This window comes from Zoogloea sp., from assembly GCF_044344315.1.
Lineage (GTDB): Bacteria > Pseudomonadota > Gammaproteobacteria > Burkholderiales > Rhodocyclaceae > Zoogloea.
In genome coordinates, this window is record NZ_JBIJDC010000030.1 from 26,980 (window position 1) to 43,647 (window position 16,668).

Sequence of the window (16,668 nt, forward strand, 5' to 3'; positions counted from 1 at the left end):
GTGATGAGCCCCGGTCAGGGCCGGGAGAGTCCGGGACGAGCTTCTCTCGTCTAACGGGCGCCGAATTCTATCCCCAACGTATGACAGGAAAAAGTTGTTGCTGTAAGTCCATGTGACAAGCGGCACAAGGACCATTAACTGGATCTACCCGACGGAAAGCCAAAAAATAATGGCGACCCTGGAAGATCGCCATTTTTTAAGCGTGCCTGACAAAGTGCCTGACACGTCCCGCAGGGCGGGGATCAGCTGTTCACCGCATCCTTCAGCTTGGAGCCGGCGGAGAACTTGGGCTGCTTGGACGCCGCGATCTGGATCTCGGCGCCCGTCTGCGGGTTGCGACCGACGCGGGCAGCACGTTCGCCGACGGCGAAGGTGCCGAAACCAACGAGAGTCACGCTTTCGCCCTTGGCAAGGGCTTCGGTGATGATTTCCATAACGCCGTCAACGGCACGGCCGGCGTCGGCCTTGGTCAAACCACTCTTGCCTGCCAGCGCATCGATCAGTTCAGTCTTGTTCATAGCTCGTAATGGGTAGGTGATGAAAATGGGTGGATACAGGAGCTGAGGCAGGTGACGCTTTGCGCCTCAAGCGCACTACAACACCCGCGGGCAGTAGCTTACCTTGCTCTTTTCCGCCTGTGGCGCGAATCTCAAGGTTTTCCGGGGTTTTCCGCCGTGTTCCGGCACAAAAAGCATAATTCAGCCGTTTGCCAGCTCCCGCAAACGCTCCAGGGCCTCCTCAATGCGTTCCACGGCGATCACCTGCATCCCTGCAATTTCCTGCTTTGGCGCGTTGGCGCGGGGAACCAGGGCCACGCTAAAGCCCAGCTTGGCGGACTCCTTGAGGCGTTCCTGCCCCCGTGGTGCCGGACGTATTTCTCCGGCAAGACCAACCTCGCCGAAGACCACCAGCTGCCGCGGCAGGGGGCGATTGGTGAGGGATGAAACGATGGCCAGCAGCACCGCCAGATCCGCTGCCGGCTCGGCAATCTTGACGCCCCCGACGGCGTTCACGAACACATCCTGGTCAAAGCAAACGACACCTGCGTGCCGGTGCAGCACGGCCAGCAGCATGGCCAGACGGTTCTGTTCGAGCCCTACCGAGAGGCGCCGTGGGCTCGGGCTATGGGCGCTGTCCACCAGGGCCTGGATTTCGACGAGCAGCGGGCGGGTGCCTTCCTGGGTGACCAGCACGCAGGAGCCGGCCACCTGCTGTCCGTGCTGGGACAGGAAGATGGCCGATGGGTTGGAGACACCCTTCAGCCCCTTCTCGGTCATGGCGAACACACCCAGCTCATTCACCGCGCCGAAGCGATTCTTGAAAGCCCGCACCAGCCGGAAGCTGGAGTGGGTGTCACCTTCGAAATAGAGCACGGTATCGACGATGTGCTCCAGCACTCGAGGCCCGGCCAGGGCACCGTCCTTGGTCACATGGCCGACCATGATCAGTGTCGTGCCGCTCTGCTTGGCGAAACGCGTCAGCTGGGCGGCGCATTCCCGCACCTGGGCCACGGAGCCGGGGGCTGAACCGAGGCTCTCCGAGTAGATGGTCTGGATGGAGTCCACGACCGCCACGTCGGGCCGGAGCTCCCGCAGCGTGCCGAGGATACGCTCCAGGTTGATCTCGGGCAGGAGTTGCAGGCCGCCGGCGTCGAGTTGCAGGCGCCCCGCCCTCAGCGCCACCTGTTCGGCGGACTCTTCGCCGCTCACATACAAGGCCTTGAGGTGCCCGGAGAGCAGCGCCAGGGCCTGCAACAGCAGCGTGGATTTGCCGATCCCCGGATCTCCGCCAATCAGAACGACGCCGCCCGGCACCAGCCCGCCGCCCAGCACCCGGTCGAACTCATCGATGCCGGTGGGCACTCGGGGTGATTCCCGGGGGCTGATGTCAGCCAGGGTCTGCAGGCGGCCGGTTTCCCCGGCCAGGGCACTGAAGCGCTTGGCGACCGGCGCTTCGGGCTCGACAACCGATTCCACCAGGGTGTTCCAGGCCTTGCAGTGGGGGCACTGTCCCTGCCAGCGGGGCGACTTGCCCCCGCACTCGGAGCAGACGTGCTCGGTCTTTGCCTTGGCCATTCCCCCTACCCTTCCATAACCCGCACAGGAACCCGGGCAGCCAGGGCGCAGAACAACTCGTAGCTGATTGTGCCGGCTGCCGTCGCAACCTCATCGGCGGCCAGCCCTTGACCCCACAGGGTGACAGGCGAGCCGATGCCGGCTTCTTCCAGATGGGTGAGGTCGCAGGCCAGCATGTCCATGGATACGCGCCCGAGGGTACGGGTGCGGCGCCCGCCGACCAGGATGGGCGTGCCGGTGGGGGCATGGCGCGGGTAGCCGTCGGCATAGCCGCAGGCCACCACGCCGATACGCATGGGCCCGGGTGCCTCGAAGGTGCCACCGTAGCCGACACGCTCGCCTGGGCTGAGGGTCTGCACGCCGATGATCTCGCTGCTCAGGGTCATCACCGGCTTCAGGCCGAGGGCTTCCGCGCTGTGCAGATCGGGCATCGGCGACGCGCCATAGAGCATGATGCCCGGCCGCACCACCTGCCCGGCCGCTTCCGGAAAGCGCAGCAGCGCCGCGGAGTTGGCCAGGCTGACGGGTAGGTCCAGCCCGCTGGTGAATGTCTTGAACCTTGCCATCTGCGTGGAGATGCCGATCTCGTCATCGGCCCGGGCAAAGTGCGTCATCAGGGTGATGCTGCGCACCCAGCTCAGGGCGCGCAGGCGCGCCAGGGTGGCCCCCAGGGCATCGCCGGCAAAGCCCAGGCGGTTCATGCCCGAGTTGATCTTGAGCATCACGTCTATGGGTGCAGCAAGCGCCGCCCGCTCCAGCAGAGTCAGCTGGGCCTCGCTGTGGAGCGTGGGTGTCAGGCCCAGGGCGACGATGTCAGCCAGGTCGGCCGGCTCGAAAAAGCCTTCAAGCAGCACGATGGGCTGGGTCAGCCCGGCTTCCCGCAGGGCCCGGGCCTCTGCCAGATCGAGCAAGGCAAAACCGTCGGCGACGGGGCCCAGGGCCTGGATGGCGTTGGCCAGGCCGTGCCCGTAGGCGTTGGCCTTGACCACCGCGTAAGCCTTGGCCTGACCGGCCTTGTTGCGAGCGATAACGTAGTTTTGACGCAAGGCTTCCAGATCGATGGAAGCGCGAATCGGACGGGGCATGGATTCAGACTTTTTCGGTAGCGCACATACGGCCGATTTCCTCGGTGACGAAATCGGCAAAAGTGTTGACCAGACGGGAGCGGAATTTGTCCTTGAGCAGGATGACCTCCAGCGGTGTGTGCAGTCGGGGCGAAAGGGGCACACCCACGAGACGGCCCGCGGTGACGGCGCTGCGGATCGCCGCGGTCGACGCAATGGCGATGCCGAAGCCCTGGGCTGCCATGTGTTTGACGGTGGACAGGCTCCCCAGCTCGGCGGCCACATTAAGGTCCTCGAAGGGGATGCCGGCGGCCGAGAAGAACTGGTCCACCAGATCGCGGATGGCGTTGCCGGGCTCCCGGTGCAACAGCGGATAGGCCACCAGCTGCTCGGCGCGTACCGACTTCGCCGTGGCCAGGGGGTGATCCGGGGCCACGATCAATTGCAGCTCGTCCCGTCCGGCGCTGCGTCGGTCCAGGGTGGGCTGCTCGGTGATGATCTCGATCAGGCCCACGTCCAGGTTGCGATCCATCACCCGGCTTTCGATGAGCTGCGAATTACCGACGGAAACCCGGGGGACCACCCGCGGATAGCGCCGCTTGAAGCCTTCCAGCAGATAGGGCAGCCAGTAGCCGGCAATCGTGGTGCTGGTGCCCAGGTGCAGGATGCCGGAGAGCTCGTCGGTCAGCTCGGAGACCCGGGACTCGAGCTCTTCCGAGAGACCGAGGATGCGCTCGGCGTAGGCCATGACCAGCTCACCGGCGGAAGTGAGGGTGACCCGCCCGTGCCCGCGGTCAAAGAGCCGGGTGTTGAACTGTTCTTCCAGCTGCTTGATCTGGAAAGTCACGGCGGGCTGGGTCATGAACAAGGCTTCGGCAGCCCGGGTGAAGGACCCGTGCCTCGCCACCGCGTGGAAAACCTGGAGACGTCGATCGGCCATGGTTCATAAATCCGGTTTATGAGTACCCCATTGAATCACAACATTGATCCGTCCGCCAGAACCGACATGACCTTCGTGGTATAAAGCGCGGTCCGTCAAATTCACCGAGCTTCCATCTCCCTGCGATGCCCTTCGGTTTCTACATGATCATGGCGGCGCAGTTCTTCTCTGCGCTGGCCGACAATGCCCTGTTGATCGCCTCCATCTATGTACTCAGGGAGATGCAGGCCCCCCAGGAATACGAACCGCTCCTCAAGCTGTTCTTCACCCTGTCCTATGTGCTGCTGGCGGCATTTGTCGGGGCTTTTGCCGACTCCATGCCCAAGTGGCGGGTGATGCTGATCAGCAACACCATCAAGATAGGTGGCTGTTCGCTGATGTTCCTCGGGGTACATCCCCTGGCGGCTTACGCTGTCGTAGGGCTGGGCGCTGCAGCCTATTCGCCAGCCAAGTACGGCATCCTCACCGAATACCTGCCCCACCGCCTGCTGGTGGTGGCCAATGGCTGGATCGAGGGGCTTACGGTCGGTGCCATCATCCTGGGCACGCTGGTTGGCGGCATGCTCATCAAGCCGTCCTTTTCCCAGGCCCTGCTGGGCTTCGATCTGCCCCTGATCGATACGGGCGTTGATACGGTACCCGAGATGGCCCTGTGCGTAATCGGTGTGCTCTACGTGCTGGCGGCCCTGTTCAACCTCAAGGTGCCAGACACCGGGGTGGATCACAAAGCCCTGAAGAAGAACCCGATTTACCTGATTCATGATTTCAATCATTGTCTCCGGCTGTTGTGGCGGGACAAGCTCGGCCAGATCTCCCTGGCCACCACCACCCTCTTCTGGGGTGCTGGCGCAACCCTGCAGTTCATCGTGATCAAGTGGGCCGAGCAGGCTCTGCAACTGGATCTCTCCAAGGCGTCGATGCTGCAGGGCGTGGTGGCGGTGGGGGTGGCGATTGGTGCCGTCATGGCTGCCCGCATGGTGTCCATGCGCTCGTCAGTCAGGGTGATCCCCCTTGGCATCGCCATGGGCGTCATCGTCAATGTGATGATCTTCGTCACCGACATGAACCTGGCCATGGCGTTGATGGTGCTCATCGGCGCCCTGTCCGGCTTCTTCGTGGTACCCATGAATGCGCTGCTGCAACACCGCGGCCACATCCTGATGGGCGCCGGTCACTCCATCGCCGTGCAGAACTTCAACGAGAACCTGTCCATCCTGATCATGACCGGCCTCTACGCCTTCCTGATCAGCTCCGGCGTCTCCATCAACACGGTGGTGGTGGCCTTCGGGCTGTTCGTGGCGGGCACCATGTACATGGTCAAGCGCCGTCATGATGCCAACCAGCGCGAGTTTGATTCGGTCAGCGAACTTGACGACGTGCGTCACTGACGGGTTTCTCCGGCCCGGGCCGGAGAAACCTACTCGCTGCCGTCCAGCAGCTTGTGTGCCTCGGCGTGGCGATACATGTCCAGGGCAGTGGCCAGCCCCGTCTTCTGGCGAATGCCGGTCTGATAGTTGGCTACCGTCTTGGTGCTGAGAAACAGCCGGGTGGCAATTTCTTCCACCGTTCGCCCGGCCGCCAGCAAACGAAAGATCTCGAATTCCCGGGGCGACAGGCTCAGATGCCCGCCCTCCCCACCCTCCCCTGCCAGTGCGCCGGCAATGTCTGGCGACAGGGCCTGCTCGCCCCGTGCCACCTGGCGCACGGCGTCGATGAGGGCATCGGGCTCGCTGCTCTTGGTCAGATAGCCGTCAGCCCCCGCCTTGAGGGCCTGGGCAACCATGGCCGGGTTGTCGTGCATGGAAAAGATCAGCACCTTGAGCGCTGGCCGGCGCGCCTTGACCCGGGCCAGGGTTTCCAGCCCGCCGCGTCCGGGCATCGACAGGTCAAGCACCAGCACATCCGCCTCGTGACCTGAAAACCACTGGCAGGTCGAATCGCTGTCACTGAAGTCCGCCACCACCTGCATGTCGTCCTCAAGTTCGAGGAGTCGCCGGTAGCCTGTACGGACTACTGCATGATCATCGGCCAGGACCACCCTCAGCACGCCGGGTAGCGCCTCCTGCACGACGCTCATGACGGCTCGCCGACGGGCAGGCGCACCGACAGGCTCAGCCCCGGGCGTCCAGCCCCTGCCGTACGGGGGTTGATGTCAAGACTTCCGCCCCGGGCCCATACCCGCTCACGGATACCTGCCAGGCCGTTGCCATGGCTCATGGCTGCCTCTGGCGAGGCCATGCCAACACCGTCATCCGAGACCTGCCAGCACAACATGGCCGGCTGCTCGGCGTCGATGCAGACCGAGATATCCACCTGTCCGGCGTTGGCGTGGCGGGCAATGTTGGCAAGGGCTTCCTGGGTCATCCGGTATACGATCAGGCTGGTTTCACGGGGCAGGCACAGGGTGTGAGGTGTCACCGTGAGGTGGAACACGGTATTTTGTCCGCTCGCATCCTGCCAGCTTTTGACCAGTTCGTGGAGCAAGGGCTGCAGATCGACTGTCGTGTGCCCGGACTCCTTGCCGGCGTCGGGTTGCAGATGGCGCAGCAAGCTGCGGATTTCCTGATGGATCGCTGCGGTCTGGGCTTCCATGTCGCGCACTGCTGCATTCAGGCGTGGGGCCTCGCCCGTCTGGCGCAGCAGGTAGGCAATATTGGCGCGCAGGGCGGTCAGCCCCTGGCCCAGGTGTTCGTGGAGCTCGATGGCCAGGCTCGCCCGTTCATCCTCCTGCAGGGTCAGCATCTGCAGGGAGAGGTGCTTCTGCCGGGCCTCCGCCGCGGCCAGGGCTTCTGCCAGATGATTGAGCGCGCCGGCGATGTGATCCAGTTCGCGCACCGGCAGTCGTGGCAGGCGGGCACTGAAGTCCTGCTTGCGGAAGGATGCGATGGCCGCAACGATGCCTCGCAGGGGGCCGAAGGCGTAGCGTACGGCACCATAGAGCCCGGCCAGCATGGCCAGCCCGTAGGCCAGGAAGAGCCCGGCCATGCCAAGGATGCCGGAGACCGCCTCCTCCTGTTCGCTGGCCGGGTTGGGAATCAGGGTGGCCTGGAAGCGGCTGCCATCGCTGCGCTGCAGCAGCAGTTGTGTCCGTCGGGCCATGGCGTCGGAGGCGGTGGGCGCAGCCGGGATCAGAATCTGTCCGGCACCGTCTTCGAGCTGAAAATCCAGGTGGCGCAGCTTGCCCGATTTGCTGATGTCGCGCAGCTTGCCCACCTGGCCGGCAAGGGATTCGGGGGCGATGTTCTGGAGCGTGGACAGCTCGCCGACCAGTTGAGCGAGCTGGTCGGCCCCCTGGCTTTCCCGTCGGATGTCACCCTGGGCGCGCAGGGTGGCCACGGCCAATGCCACCCCGAAACAGGCAAGGAAGATCCACGCCGAACGCCGCATCAGCAGGCTTGTCATGTCCATGAGTGGCCGCTCCGGAAAAATGCGGGCTCCCGGAGGAGCCCGCGGTGACGGAGAGACTTCAGAGGCTGTAGCGCACGCCAACCCACACAGTCCGCGGTGCCCCAGGGGCATAGAAGGTGGAGCCCACCTGCGGGTACTCGCCCCCCACCTCACCAAAGGGTCGGGCCACCACGCCGCCGGCTGCCGAGAAGGCCGTGGAGCCCAGCTGGGCGCCGGTGGTGTACTCCCGGTCAAACAGGTTGTTGATCTGCCCGAACACCTGGAGTTGGCGGTTTACCCGGTAGCGGGCATTCAGGTTCATCACCGAGTAGCCCCCCGAACGGCCGGAGCCCAGGTAGTAGGTGCCATCCGGCTGGTGCTGATTGTTCTCGTTGCCGCGGGCGTAGGAGCCCGACACACCGATCAGGTCGGCCCCCATGGAGAAGGCCTGGGTGAAACGGTAGTCGGCGGACGCTTTGAGCATGTGCCGGGGAATCAGCGGGATGCGGTTGCCCTTCTTGATGTCGATGGTGCCCTCGAGGCCAGCGCCTTCCTCGTTGGTGCTGTTGCCGGTGCCACCGACTTCCTCGGATGAGCGATAGGTGGCGTCGAGATAGGTGTAGTTCACCGCCAGGCTCAGGGCACCCAGGGCCGTGCTTGCCCCGGCCTCGATCCCCTGACGGCGGGTCTTGCCGAAATTCTTGAAGTAGCCGTAGCCCAGCTGGTCATCCGCCACAAAAAGGATGTCGTCGTGGCTGGTGGAACGGAAGACGCCCAGGTTCCAGCGGCTGGCGGCATTCAGTTGCCCGCGCAGACCCAGGTCCCAGGTCTTGGTGACCACCTGCTTGAGGGGTGGGTCACCGGCCATGGCATTGGGCAGCTTGCAGGGGTTTTCCGGATTGGCGCAGCCCAGCTCGATGGCGGTGGGGGTGCGGCTGCCTTCGTTATAGCCGGCGTAGGCATTCCAGCTGCGCGACGGGGTGAAGGTGAGGCCGACGGCCGGGTTGAAGCGATTGAAGCTATGGTTGCCGTCCAGGGAGTCGGTGCCGCCACCCGGATTCAGGTTGTCCCGGTTCTTGACGGTGCTGCGGTTGTAGCGCCCGGACACGGTGGCGTGCCAGTAGTCATTGATCGACAGGGTGTCGGTGGCAAACACGCTGATGGTGCGGGTACGCCCATTGAGGCTGACGCGGGAATCCAGTGCGGTTTCACCCTCACCGGCATTCTGGCTGCCGTCGGCCCAGGCATCGACGGGCGTCACACTGTGGTCAGGGTTGATGTAGCCGTATTGGCCGGACTGCTGGAAGTGCAGGTTGCTCTGGTCGTAGCCGGCCCCGACGATGAACAGGTTCTTGCGTCCGGCCAGCTCGCCGGCCACGGAAGCCTGGCCCGACATGCCGAAGTTCTCCTGGTCGGTACGGGAGCGGTTGATCAGGCCGGTGCACTTTTCGTTGGGCTCATCGGCCAGCATGGTGTTGGCGAGACAGCGCCAGTAGGGAAAGGGCGTGTTGGAGGCGTTGGCGCCGCTGGTGGGGAAGCCGCTGTAGCCGGCTGCAGCCAGGGCGTTGCGTTCGCTCAGCGAGGGCTGATAGATCGAGTTCTCCAGGGCGCTTTCGTTGATGTCGCCGTTGTAGGTGGAGCTGGTGATCTTGCGGTAATAGACGTTGCCCGACAGCAGGGTCTGGTCGTTCAGGCTGTGCTTGCCGGTCAGATTCAGGAACATCGACCGGTTCCGGGTGATGTCGGGCTGAGTGTAGATGCTGCTGTAGTCCTGCTCCAGCAGGCGCTTCTCCTGCAGGCCGTTGCCGTTCATTCTGTTGTCTGCGTAGGCCACGCTCAGGTCCAGGTCGGTGCGGGCGTCCTGCCAGCCGAACTTGCCGAATACCTGGCGCAGGTCAGATGGCGAATTGGTGCGCCAGCCGTTCTCATGGAAGTGGTTGGCGGTGATGAACCACTCCAGCCCCTGATCGTTGAAGCCCCCGTGCTCGAACTCTACCGCACGCCGCCCGTAGGAGCCGGCACTGGCCTGCACCGAGGTGCCGGCGTGGGTGCGGCCCTCCTTCGTCTGGATGGCCAGGGCGCCGCCCAGGGTGTTGAGGCCGAACAAGGGGTTGGAGCCCGGCATCATGTTCATCGAGGCGATCGCCGAGCGGGGAATCAGGTCCCAGCTCACCACGTCGCCAAACGGCTGGTTGATGCGAACCCCGTCAAAGTACACCGACAGGCCCTGGGGGGTGCCAAGCAGCGGCGATGCCGTATAGCCACGGTAGTTAACATCCGGCTGGAAGGGGTTGTTCTGGGTTTCGTTGATATGTACGCCGTTCAGGCGTCGGTTCATGAAGGCCGAAATATCCAGCGCCATGCTGTCGTCGATGTCCCGGGCAGTGAAGGACTGGACCGGTGCCGGGATGTGGCTGACCGGTTGTTCTAGCCCCGGCAGGGGCGTCTGGCCGATCACCGTTACGGTGGGGGCTACCGTCTGCACGGTATCGGCGGCCTCAACGCTCGTGGCAAAGGCGGCGGCCAGCGCCAGCACCAGGGGGCGCACGCGGAGCTGGGGGACGGACGAGGGGGGCTGATGGCCTTGCATGAGGGGTAGTCTCCGAATTCTCTTGGTGGGACGCAGACTACCGGCGTGCTCTGCCTTCGACCATGGGAGAAACTCCCGACCTGCCCTCTACCCCCGCCAGGACGGGCTTTCAGGGGTGTGGGCGCATGGAAGGTGCCCGGCAAATCTCGTTGACGCATCGCAGCACTCTCAATAAAATGCGAATTGTTCGCATTTGTATTTGCACGACGGCAAGCCGACCGTGCAGCGGTGCCACTCTCAGCCAGCCAGCCACTTGCCAGCCAGCGCATGTTGCAAGCCAGCCAGGAACACACCTTCACTGGATGGAGATCGACATGAATCTTGCCCTCACTGCGCAGGGCCCCGCCGGGGTGGATCTGCCGGCCCCCTTCCTGGTCCGGCAGCAACCGAATACAAGCATCATGGGGGACACGCGCCGTACCGCCGCGGGTGTCGGTATCGCGACGCTGCTGCATGCCGGAATGCTGGCGGCCGTCGTCCATGCCATCACCCAAGGGAGTCCACCGGTCGTCATCCCGCCACAGCCCCTGATGACGGTGAGCCTGGTGACGCCTGAGGTGGAGAAACCGGCACCGACCCCCCGTCAGGAGCCGGTGAAAACGCCCGAAAAGAAGCTCAAGCCTGCCATCCGCCCCCAGCCGCCTGCACCCCAGGTTCGCCCGAACACGCCGCCGGTGCTTACATCAGCGGCGACCGCCAGCAATCCGGTGGAGGCGACCGCAGCGCCGGCACCCGCGACGCCTGTTGCCGCTCCGGCTCCCAGTCCGGCCCGTGAGGCTCCGGTTGCCGTGGTCGCACCACGCTTCGACGCCGCCTACCTTTCAAACCCCATCCCCGAGTATCCCCGCCTGTCCCGGCGCATGGGTGAGGAAGGTCGGGTGATGTTGCGGGTACATGTGGGCGCCGATGGCAAACCCCTTGAAGTCACGATTGCCAAGAGCAGCGGCTTCACCCGCCTTGACGAGATCGCCCGGGACACTGTTCTGCGCAGTTGGCGATTCGTGCCGGCACGCCAGGGTGATCAAGCCGTGGCCGGCACGGTCCGGGTGCCCATCGATTTCTCCCTGAATTCCTGATTTTCCCCCTTTCTTACCTTCCCATTCCGCTCCATTCCCGCAAAGGAACTCTCATGAACGAAAACACTTTCAGCATCGGTCAGATCTGGGCCCAGGGAGATAGCGTCTCCCACGCGGTGGCGATCATTCTCGTCGTCATGTCCCTCGCCTCCTGGTCGGTCATCCTCATCAAGGCCTGGGGGCTGATGCAGTTGCGGCGCATGAGCGCGGGGGCCAAGCAGTTCTGGCACACCACCAGTTTCGACGAGGGCATGGCGGCCCTTCAGCCCCTCCAGGCCGACAACCCCTTCCGTGATCTGGCCAGCCGCAGCACCGAGGCCGTCACCCACCACGTCAATCACCAGAACGAACTGCATGGCGTGCTCAACCTCAACGACTGGGTCACCAGCACCATGCGCCAGTCCATCGACGACACCACCAGCCGCATGCAGTCCGGGCTGTCCATCCTTGCCTCGGTCGGCTCCACCGCCCCCTTCATTGGCCTCTTCGGTACGGTCTGGGGTATCTACCACGCGCTCATCGGCATCGGCGCCGCCGGCCAGGCCACCCTCGACAAGGTTGCCGGCCCGGTGGGCGAGTCCCTGGTGATGACGGCAGGCGGCCTGGCTGTGGCCATTCCCGCGGTGCTGGGCTACAACGCCCTGGTGCGCGGCAACAAGGAGATCCTGGCCCGCCTGAAGCACTTCGCCCATGACCTGCACGCCTATCTGGTGACCGGCGGCAAGGTGCGCAAGAACCCGGCCAGCGTGCATCCCCTGCCCGCCCGGAAGGAAGCGCAATGAGCTTCCAGAGCAGCGACTTCGACGACGACGGAGATGTGATGTCGGAGATCAACATGACGCCCCTGGTGGACGTCATGCTGGTCCTGCTGATCATCTTCATCATCACCGTGCCGGTGATCAATCACGCAGTGAAGCTGGACCTGCCCAAGGCCAGCAGCCAGAAAGAGGAGATGAAGCCGCAGAAGATCAGTCTGTCCATCAATGCCGATGGCGCCCTGACCTGGAACGGCGAGAGTGTTCCGCTTGAAGGGCTGGACGCGCGCATGGAAGCCTCAGCCGCTCTGCAGCCGCAGCCGGAACTGCACCTCCAGGTGGACAAGCGCGCCGAGTACGACCACGTGGCCCAGTTGCTGTCGGCGGCCAGTCGGCATGGCCTGGGCAAGGTGGCCTTCGTGACAGAACCCGCCAGGAACTGACCGGACGTTTCCCGGCGCAGAAAAAGGCCGGAGGGTGCATCCTTGTGATGCCCCCTCCGGCTTTTTCATGGCTATGTTCGCGTTAAGTGTGGAAAGCGCTTTCGCTTCGACAGGTAAGGCTTGACAACATCGAAGAGAGGGACTGAACGACATTCGGATAAAGCCTGGAAAGCGCCTCCACCTCGGACGGCAAGCCTCAACAAGCCCGGCGTGCCTGTTCGGGGCAGGGTTTACATACCTAACGCGAACATAGCCTTTTTCATCTCATCCCGGTGTCGGCTGCAGCACGCTCAGCGTGTCAGTGTTCGGCGCCCACGGAGCGCTCGCCGGCCCACAGGGAGACCCGGTTGCGGCCGTTTTGTTTGGACTGGTAAAGGGCATTGTCGGCCTGGTCGATGAGTTCGGCCGGGTCTTTGGCTCCAAGTCGGATCGAGGCAACGCCGAAGCTCGAGGTGATGCGGATGCCTGGAATGTCGCGCACCGCTGCGCCGGCATGGTGTTCGATGGCCAGCCGCAAGCGCTCCGCCACGTCCAGCGCCTGCTCGGGGGTGGAGCCGGGCAGCATGATGCAGAACTCCTCGCCGCCGTAACGGCACAACATGTCCACCTCACGCAACTCGGAGCCCAGGCATTTGGCCACTGACTTGATCACCTGGTCGCCCACGGCATGGCCGTAACGGTCGTTGAAGGACTTGAAGTGGTCAATGTCGCTCATGATGCAGCACACCTCTTCTCCCTGTTCCTTCAACTGCGCGTAAAGGGGATCGGCGCTGCCAAAGAAGGCGCGGCGGTTGAGGCAGCCCGTCATCGGATCGCGGGTGGCCAGGCGGTGCAGTTCCTCGTTTTGACGACGGATCTCTTCCTTGGAGCTTTCCAGATCGGTGAGGGTGATCAGCAACTGGTCGTTGATGCGGTGAAGCATCGTGACATCGGAGAAATTTACCAGGCAGCCCCGCAGCCGGCCATGACCGTCGAGGATCGGTGAGCAGCCGACGATGGTGCGGACGGGTTCGTCCTCGTCGGGGTGGGTGATTTCCAGGGTTTCATCACTGATATTGGTGCGTGAGGCCATTGCCCGGGCCCACGGAAACTCGTCCGGGGACATATGAAAGCCTCCGACCAGCCACTCCATTTCAACGACCGGTTTGCCAGTGATCTCCTCCTGGGCCTGGGGATGAAGGCCCCGGAAGGCCCGATTTGCCAGCACCACCCTACCCTGCTTGTCCAGAATCAGCACCCCCTCGGCGAGGGTGTCAAAGGCGGTGCGGACCCGGTCTGGAATGGCGGTGGAGGGGTCGAGATATTCCAGGACCCGTCGCATGTACAGGTAGAACGCCAGGAACGTCCCCAGTCCAATGGACGCCAGCGCAACCAGAGGTGGGTAGGTGAGCCATCCTTGCAGCGATTCGGGCAGTACCGGGCGAAAGGCCAGCTCGATCTCGCCCCAGGGTTTGCCATCCGAGAGCACGGGCACACGCACCTGGGTCAGGGTGGAGGAGCCGTCCTCTGGCGGTTGCCAGTGGCGATCATGCTCGCCGGCCCGGGCGACGATACCCCCGCCATGCTGGCGGACCGCAAGGGAGCGCAGCTCCTTGTTGCGCTTCAGGACATCACCGAGCGTCTGCTGCAGGGTGGGGATGTCACCTACCTGCAGCAGCGCAGCCGACTGGATGGCCAGACCTTCGCTGATCTGCTGGCGGATCTCCCGGGCCAGTTCGGCCCGGTCGGGGATCAGACCGAAGACCATGTCGACCACCATCAGCAGGGACAGCACCAGGGCCACAAGGCCGATGGCGATCCGGGAAATGGGGTCGAGGGTCGGAAACGGAATCTTCATCAAGCCTGCCCTTCTCTCTCCTGATCGAACAAGTCGGCCACGCCTATCTCGTCCCGGGTCATCTCTTCATCCATCTGGCGTCCCCAGTCGCGCTCGTTCTCGTCTTCCGGGCCCAGCACTGGCAAGGGGTCGAAGGTGCGCCAGGCCGGCGCCACCATCAGGAGGCTGGCCACCAGGCCACCGGCCCGGGTTGCCCACCAAACGGCACCCACCGACAGCACGATGCCGGACAACTCCACCGCACGCAGCGCAAGCTGGACATCGGCGTAGGGCTCGGAGAGGGGGGCCTGCTTGGTGCGATCCACGTCAATCCGTGATCCGGTGGAGGTGCTGCCACTGGCCGGATCCTGACCGCTGAGCATGAACTCCATCAGCGCCCCGTCGGGGCTGGCGCCGAGGGTGAGGGTGATCTGGGCCTGGGTGAAGCGCACCAGGGACGCCACGGGGTAGCGCCGGCTGGGCCCCGCGCTGTCACCGGGGCCGTTGTGCTGCTGCGCGCCGTTGCCCTCCCCGCCCGGGGTTTCGGCGAGGCTCAGGGGGCTCGTCGTGGGGCCTTGTGAGGCGGGTCTCGGAGGCGTGGTTACCGGCGTTGCCGGGGGCGGACGGGGATTGAGGACCGGGCTCGGCGGCGGTTCATTGGCCGTCAGGTCGCCAGTGCCCGGGCCACCCGCCGGGGTGAAGCCCACGCTTGCCGTCAACTCATTGCCGTCCGTCTGCCCGTCGCTGACCCTCAGTACAAGCACCGGCCGCTCGGCAAAGGCCTCGTGGCGGAAGACGACGCTTCCGGCCAGCAGGTCGGCCTGGGAGAAACCGGATACGACCTGCCCGGGGGCAGAACGCAGTTCGAAGTGTCCGTTCTCCACGCGGACGACCGAATAGTGCAAGTCGCTCTGGGCCGAATCCACATCCGTCGCCATGAGGGCATCACCGCCCAAGGTCACCGCACCGCCTGAGCTCACCTGGAAAGTGGCCTTCACCAGGCTGGGGGCATCGTTGACCGGGGTGACGGTGAGCCTGACCTGCACCACTTCACCGGTCTCCTGCCCGTTGCTCGGCCGGTAGCTGAAGCTGTCGGTACCGTTCCAGTCGGGCTTGGGTGTGTAGCGGAAGCTGCCATCGGCGGCCAGCTCCAGCTGCCCGTTCGCCGGCCCGTCCACCAATTCTGCGCTCAGGCGGGTGCCGTCCGGATCGGTGTCGTTGGCCAGAACGCCCCCGTTGCCACGCTGCAGGGTGCTGTCTTCGTCCAGGGTGTAAGCGTCTTCCACGCCAATCGGCGTATCACTGAGCGGGGAAACGTTGAGGGTCAGTGCGTGGGTTCCTGCTTCGGTATCCACGCCGCCGTTCGCCGTGCCCCCGTTGTCCTGCACCCGGAAGCTCAGGGACGCGAGGGCCTGCCCGCTTGCATCGGCAGGAGGGGTGTAACGCAGTTGCCCCGTTGCGATGTCCGTTGCCGTGATCCATTCGCCATCGATGACTGCCCGACCATTGAGGCTGAGCACGCCACGGGAAGGCAGGCTGATGATCTGTACGGCGGCCAACTGGTGGATATTGTTGTCACCGGGGTCGGAGAAGCCAAAATCACCGGTGCTGAAAACGTGGCTGCTGTCCTCGTCCAGGAGAATGCTGCCATTGCTGCCCCGGGGCGCCTCGTTGAGCGCCGTGACCTTGATGGTCAGGCTCTGGGCCGTCGCCAGGGTGCCGTCCGAAACCTGGACGATCACGTTGTAAATGTTGTTTGTGCCCGCATCCGCAGGCCGCTCAAAATCGGGTTGCGCGATGAAGCGCAACAGGCCGCTGGTCCCGTCGATGGTAAACCGGGCGGCATCGGCGCCGCCGACGATGCTGTAAGTCAACGCCTGGGCGGGTTGGTCGGCATCCGTGGCGGTGACGGTCATCACGGCAGTGGTGTTCTCGGCCACGCTGGCGTTGTCACCGCTGGTGATCAGCGGGGGGCTGTCGTTGGCAGAGTACACGGTCACGGCGATGGCCTGGGTGTCGGTGCTGCCCTGACCGTCGGAGACTTGGACGATCACGTCGTAGACGTTGTAGCCACCCGCATCGGTTGGGGCTTCGAAGTCCGGCGCGGTGAGGAAACTCAATACGCCCGTGTTGGCGTCGATCTGGAAGCGTGCCGCATCGGCACCGCCGCTGATGCTGTAGGTCAGCGTCTGGGCGGGTTGATCCGCATCCGTGGCGGTGACGGTCATCACGGCTGTGGTGTTCTCCGCCACACTGGCCGTGTTGCCGCTGGTGATGACGGGGGCGCTGTCGTTGGCGGAAATCACTGTGACGGCGATGGCCTGGGTATCGGTGCTGCCCTGACCGTCGGAGACCTGGACGATCACGTCATAGACGTTGTCGCCGCCGGCATCGGTGGGCGCTTCGAAGTTCGGTGCGGCGAGGAAACTCAATACGCCCGTGTTGGCATCGATCTGGAAGTGGGCAGCATCGGCTCCGCCGACGATGCTGTAGGTCAGCGTTTGGGCGGGCTGGTCCGCGTC

At 64.3% G+C, this 16,668-nt stretch carries 13 protein-coding genes; 4 read left to right on the forward strand and 9 right to left on the reverse strand.

Translation table 11 applies throughout. From position 1 onward, the window contains the following. Positions 1-242 precede the first annotated feature (242 nt). From ACIQ09_RS08810 to ACIQ09_RS08825, 4 genes are all read right to left on the reverse strand, one after another. The gene (locus ACIQ09_RS08810; protein ID WP_296403269.1) at positions 243-518 is read right to left on the reverse strand and encodes an HU family DNA-binding protein; all 276 of its coding nucleotides are present in this window, start codon (positions 516-518) and stop codon (positions 243-245) included. A gap of 180 nt (positions 519-698) precedes the next feature. Continuing rightward, entirely contained in the window at positions 699-2,075 is a 1,377-nt protein-coding gene (radA, locus tag ACIQ09_RS08815; protein WP_398308289.1) for a DNA repair protein RadA, read from the reverse strand. Between the two features lie 5 nt (positions 2,076-2,080). Next, entirely contained in the window at positions 2,081-3,160 is a 1,080-nt protein-coding gene (gene alr, locus ACIQ09_RS08820; RefSeq protein ID WP_398308291.1) for an alanine racemase, read from the reverse strand. Between the two features lie 4 nt (positions 3,161-3,164). Then, positions 3,165-4,079, reverse strand: coding sequence for a LysR family transcriptional regulator (locus tag ACIQ09_RS08825; protein ID WP_398308293.1), 915 nt, complete (start codon positions 4,077-4,079; stop codon positions 3,165-3,167). A gap of 125 nt (positions 4,080-4,204) precedes the next feature. Here ACIQ09_RS08825 and lplT point away from each other — a divergent pair, with 125 nt between their 5' ends. Further along, the gene (gene lplT, locus ACIQ09_RS08830) at positions 4,205-5,467 is read left to right on the forward strand and encodes a lysophospholipid transporter LplT (RefSeq protein ID WP_398308295.1); all 1,263 of its coding nucleotides are present in this window, start codon (positions 4,205-4,207) and stop codon (positions 5,465-5,467) included. Between the two features lie 29 nt (positions 5,468-5,496). On the opposite strand, the gene ACIQ09_RS08835 is transcribed toward lplT, so the two are convergent. From ACIQ09_RS08835 to ACIQ09_RS08845, 3 genes are read right to left on the reverse strand one after another with little or no spacing between them, the layout of a single operon-like run. After that, positions 5,497-6,156, reverse strand: coding sequence for a response regulator (locus ACIQ09_RS08835; protein ID WP_398308297.1), 660 nt, complete (start codon positions 6,154-6,156; stop codon positions 5,497-5,499). Then, positions 6,153-7,487: a sensor histidine kinase gene (locus ACIQ09_RS08840; RefSeq protein WP_398308299.1), complete on the reverse strand. Its 1,335-nt coding sequence runs from the start codon at positions 7,485-7,487 to the stop codon at positions 6,153-6,155. The genes ACIQ09_RS08835 and ACIQ09_RS08840 overlap by 4 nt, the downstream gene beginning before the upstream one ends. Before the next feature lie 58 nt (positions 7,488-7,545). Continuing rightward, positions 7,546-10,056 (reverse strand): TonB-dependent receptor, encoded by a 2,511-nt coding sequence (locus ACIQ09_RS08845; RefSeq protein WP_398308301.1) that lies wholly within the window; start codon positions 10,054-10,056, stop codon positions 7,546-7,548. 314 nt (positions 10,057-10,370) lie between these two features. On the opposite strand from ACIQ09_RS08845, the gene ACIQ09_RS08850 reads away from it, so the two are divergent. The 3 genes from ACIQ09_RS08850 to ACIQ09_RS08860 are packed head-to-tail and all read left to right on the forward strand — an operon-like array spanning position 10,371 to position 12,330. Then, entirely contained in the window at positions 10,371-11,132 is a 762-nt protein-coding gene (locus tag ACIQ09_RS08850) for a TonB family protein (protein WP_398308303.1), read from the forward strand. Between the two features lie 53 nt (positions 11,133-11,185). Then, positions 11,186-11,914, forward strand: coding sequence for a MotA/TolQ/ExbB proton channel family protein (locus tag ACIQ09_RS08855; protein WP_398308305.1), 729 nt, complete (start codon positions 11,186-11,188; stop codon positions 11,912-11,914). Beyond that, on the forward strand, positions 11,911-12,330 hold the full coding sequence (locus ACIQ09_RS08860; RefSeq protein ID WP_398308307.1) for an ExbD/TolR family protein: 420 nt from the start codon (positions 11,911-11,913) through the stop codon (positions 12,328-12,330). Before ACIQ09_RS08855 ends, ACIQ09_RS08860 begins: the two co-directional genes overlap by 4 nt. A gap of 298 nt (positions 12,331-12,628) precedes the next feature. On the opposite strand, the gene ACIQ09_RS08865 is transcribed toward ACIQ09_RS08860, so the two are convergent. Continuing rightward, positions 12,629-14,167, reverse strand: a complete 1,539-nt coding sequence (locus tag ACIQ09_RS08865) for a diguanylate cyclase (protein ID WP_398308309.1) — start codon at positions 14,165-14,167, stop codon at positions 12,629-12,631. Then, on the reverse strand, positions 14,167-16,668 hold a 2,502-nt coding region (locus tag ACIQ09_RS08870), incomplete at its 5' end, for an Ig-like domain-containing protein (RefSeq protein WP_398308311.1). The genes ACIQ09_RS08865 and ACIQ09_RS08870, both read right to left, overlap by 1 nt.

Bases quoted from the DNA above. Each gene is read 5' to 3' on its own strand.
- ACIQ09_RS08810 (WP_296403269.1), bottom strand. From the start codon at position 518: ATGAACAAGACTGAACTGATCGATGCGCTGGCAGGCAAGAGTGGTTTG.
- radA (WP_398308289.1), bottom strand. From the start codon at position 2,075: ATGGCCAAGGCAAAGACCGAGCACGTCTGCTCCGAGTGCGGGGGCAAG.
- alr (WP_398308291.1), bottom strand. From the start codon at position 3,160: ATGCCCCGTCCGATTCGCGCTTCCATCGATCTGGAAGCCTTGCGTCAA.
- ACIQ09_RS08825 (WP_398308293.1), bottom strand. From the start codon at position 4,079: ATGGCCGATCGACGTCTCCAGGTTTTCCACGCGGTGGCGAGGCACGGG.
- lplT (WP_398308295.1), top strand. From the start codon at position 4,205: ATGCCCTTCGGTTTCTACATGATCATGGCGGCGCAGTTCTTCTCTGCG.
- ACIQ09_RS08835 (WP_398308297.1), bottom strand. From the start codon at position 6,156: ATGAGCGTCGTGCAGGAGGCGCTACCCGGCGTGCTGAGGGTGGTCCTG.
- ACIQ09_RS08840 (WP_398308299.1), bottom strand. From the start codon at position 7,487: ATGGACATGACAAGCCTGCTGATGCGGCGTTCGGCGTGGATCTTCCTT.
- ACIQ09_RS08845 (WP_398308301.1), bottom strand. From the start codon at position 10,056: ATGCAAGGCCATCAGCCCCCCTCGTCCGTCCCCCAGCTCCGCGTGCGC.
- ACIQ09_RS08850 (WP_398308303.1), top strand. From the start codon at position 10,371: ATGAATCTTGCCCTCACTGCGCAGGGCCCCGCCGGGGTGGATCTGCCG.
- ACIQ09_RS08855 (WP_398308305.1), top strand. From the start codon at position 11,186: ATGAACGAAAACACTTTCAGCATCGGTCAGATCTGGGCCCAGGGAGAT.
- ACIQ09_RS08860 (WP_398308307.1), top strand. From the start codon at position 11,911: ATGAGCTTCCAGAGCAGCGACTTCGACGACGACGGAGATGTGATGTCG.
- ACIQ09_RS08865 (WP_398308309.1), bottom strand. From the start codon at position 14,167: ATGAAGATTCCGTTTCCGACCCTCGACCCCATTTCCCGGATCGCCATC.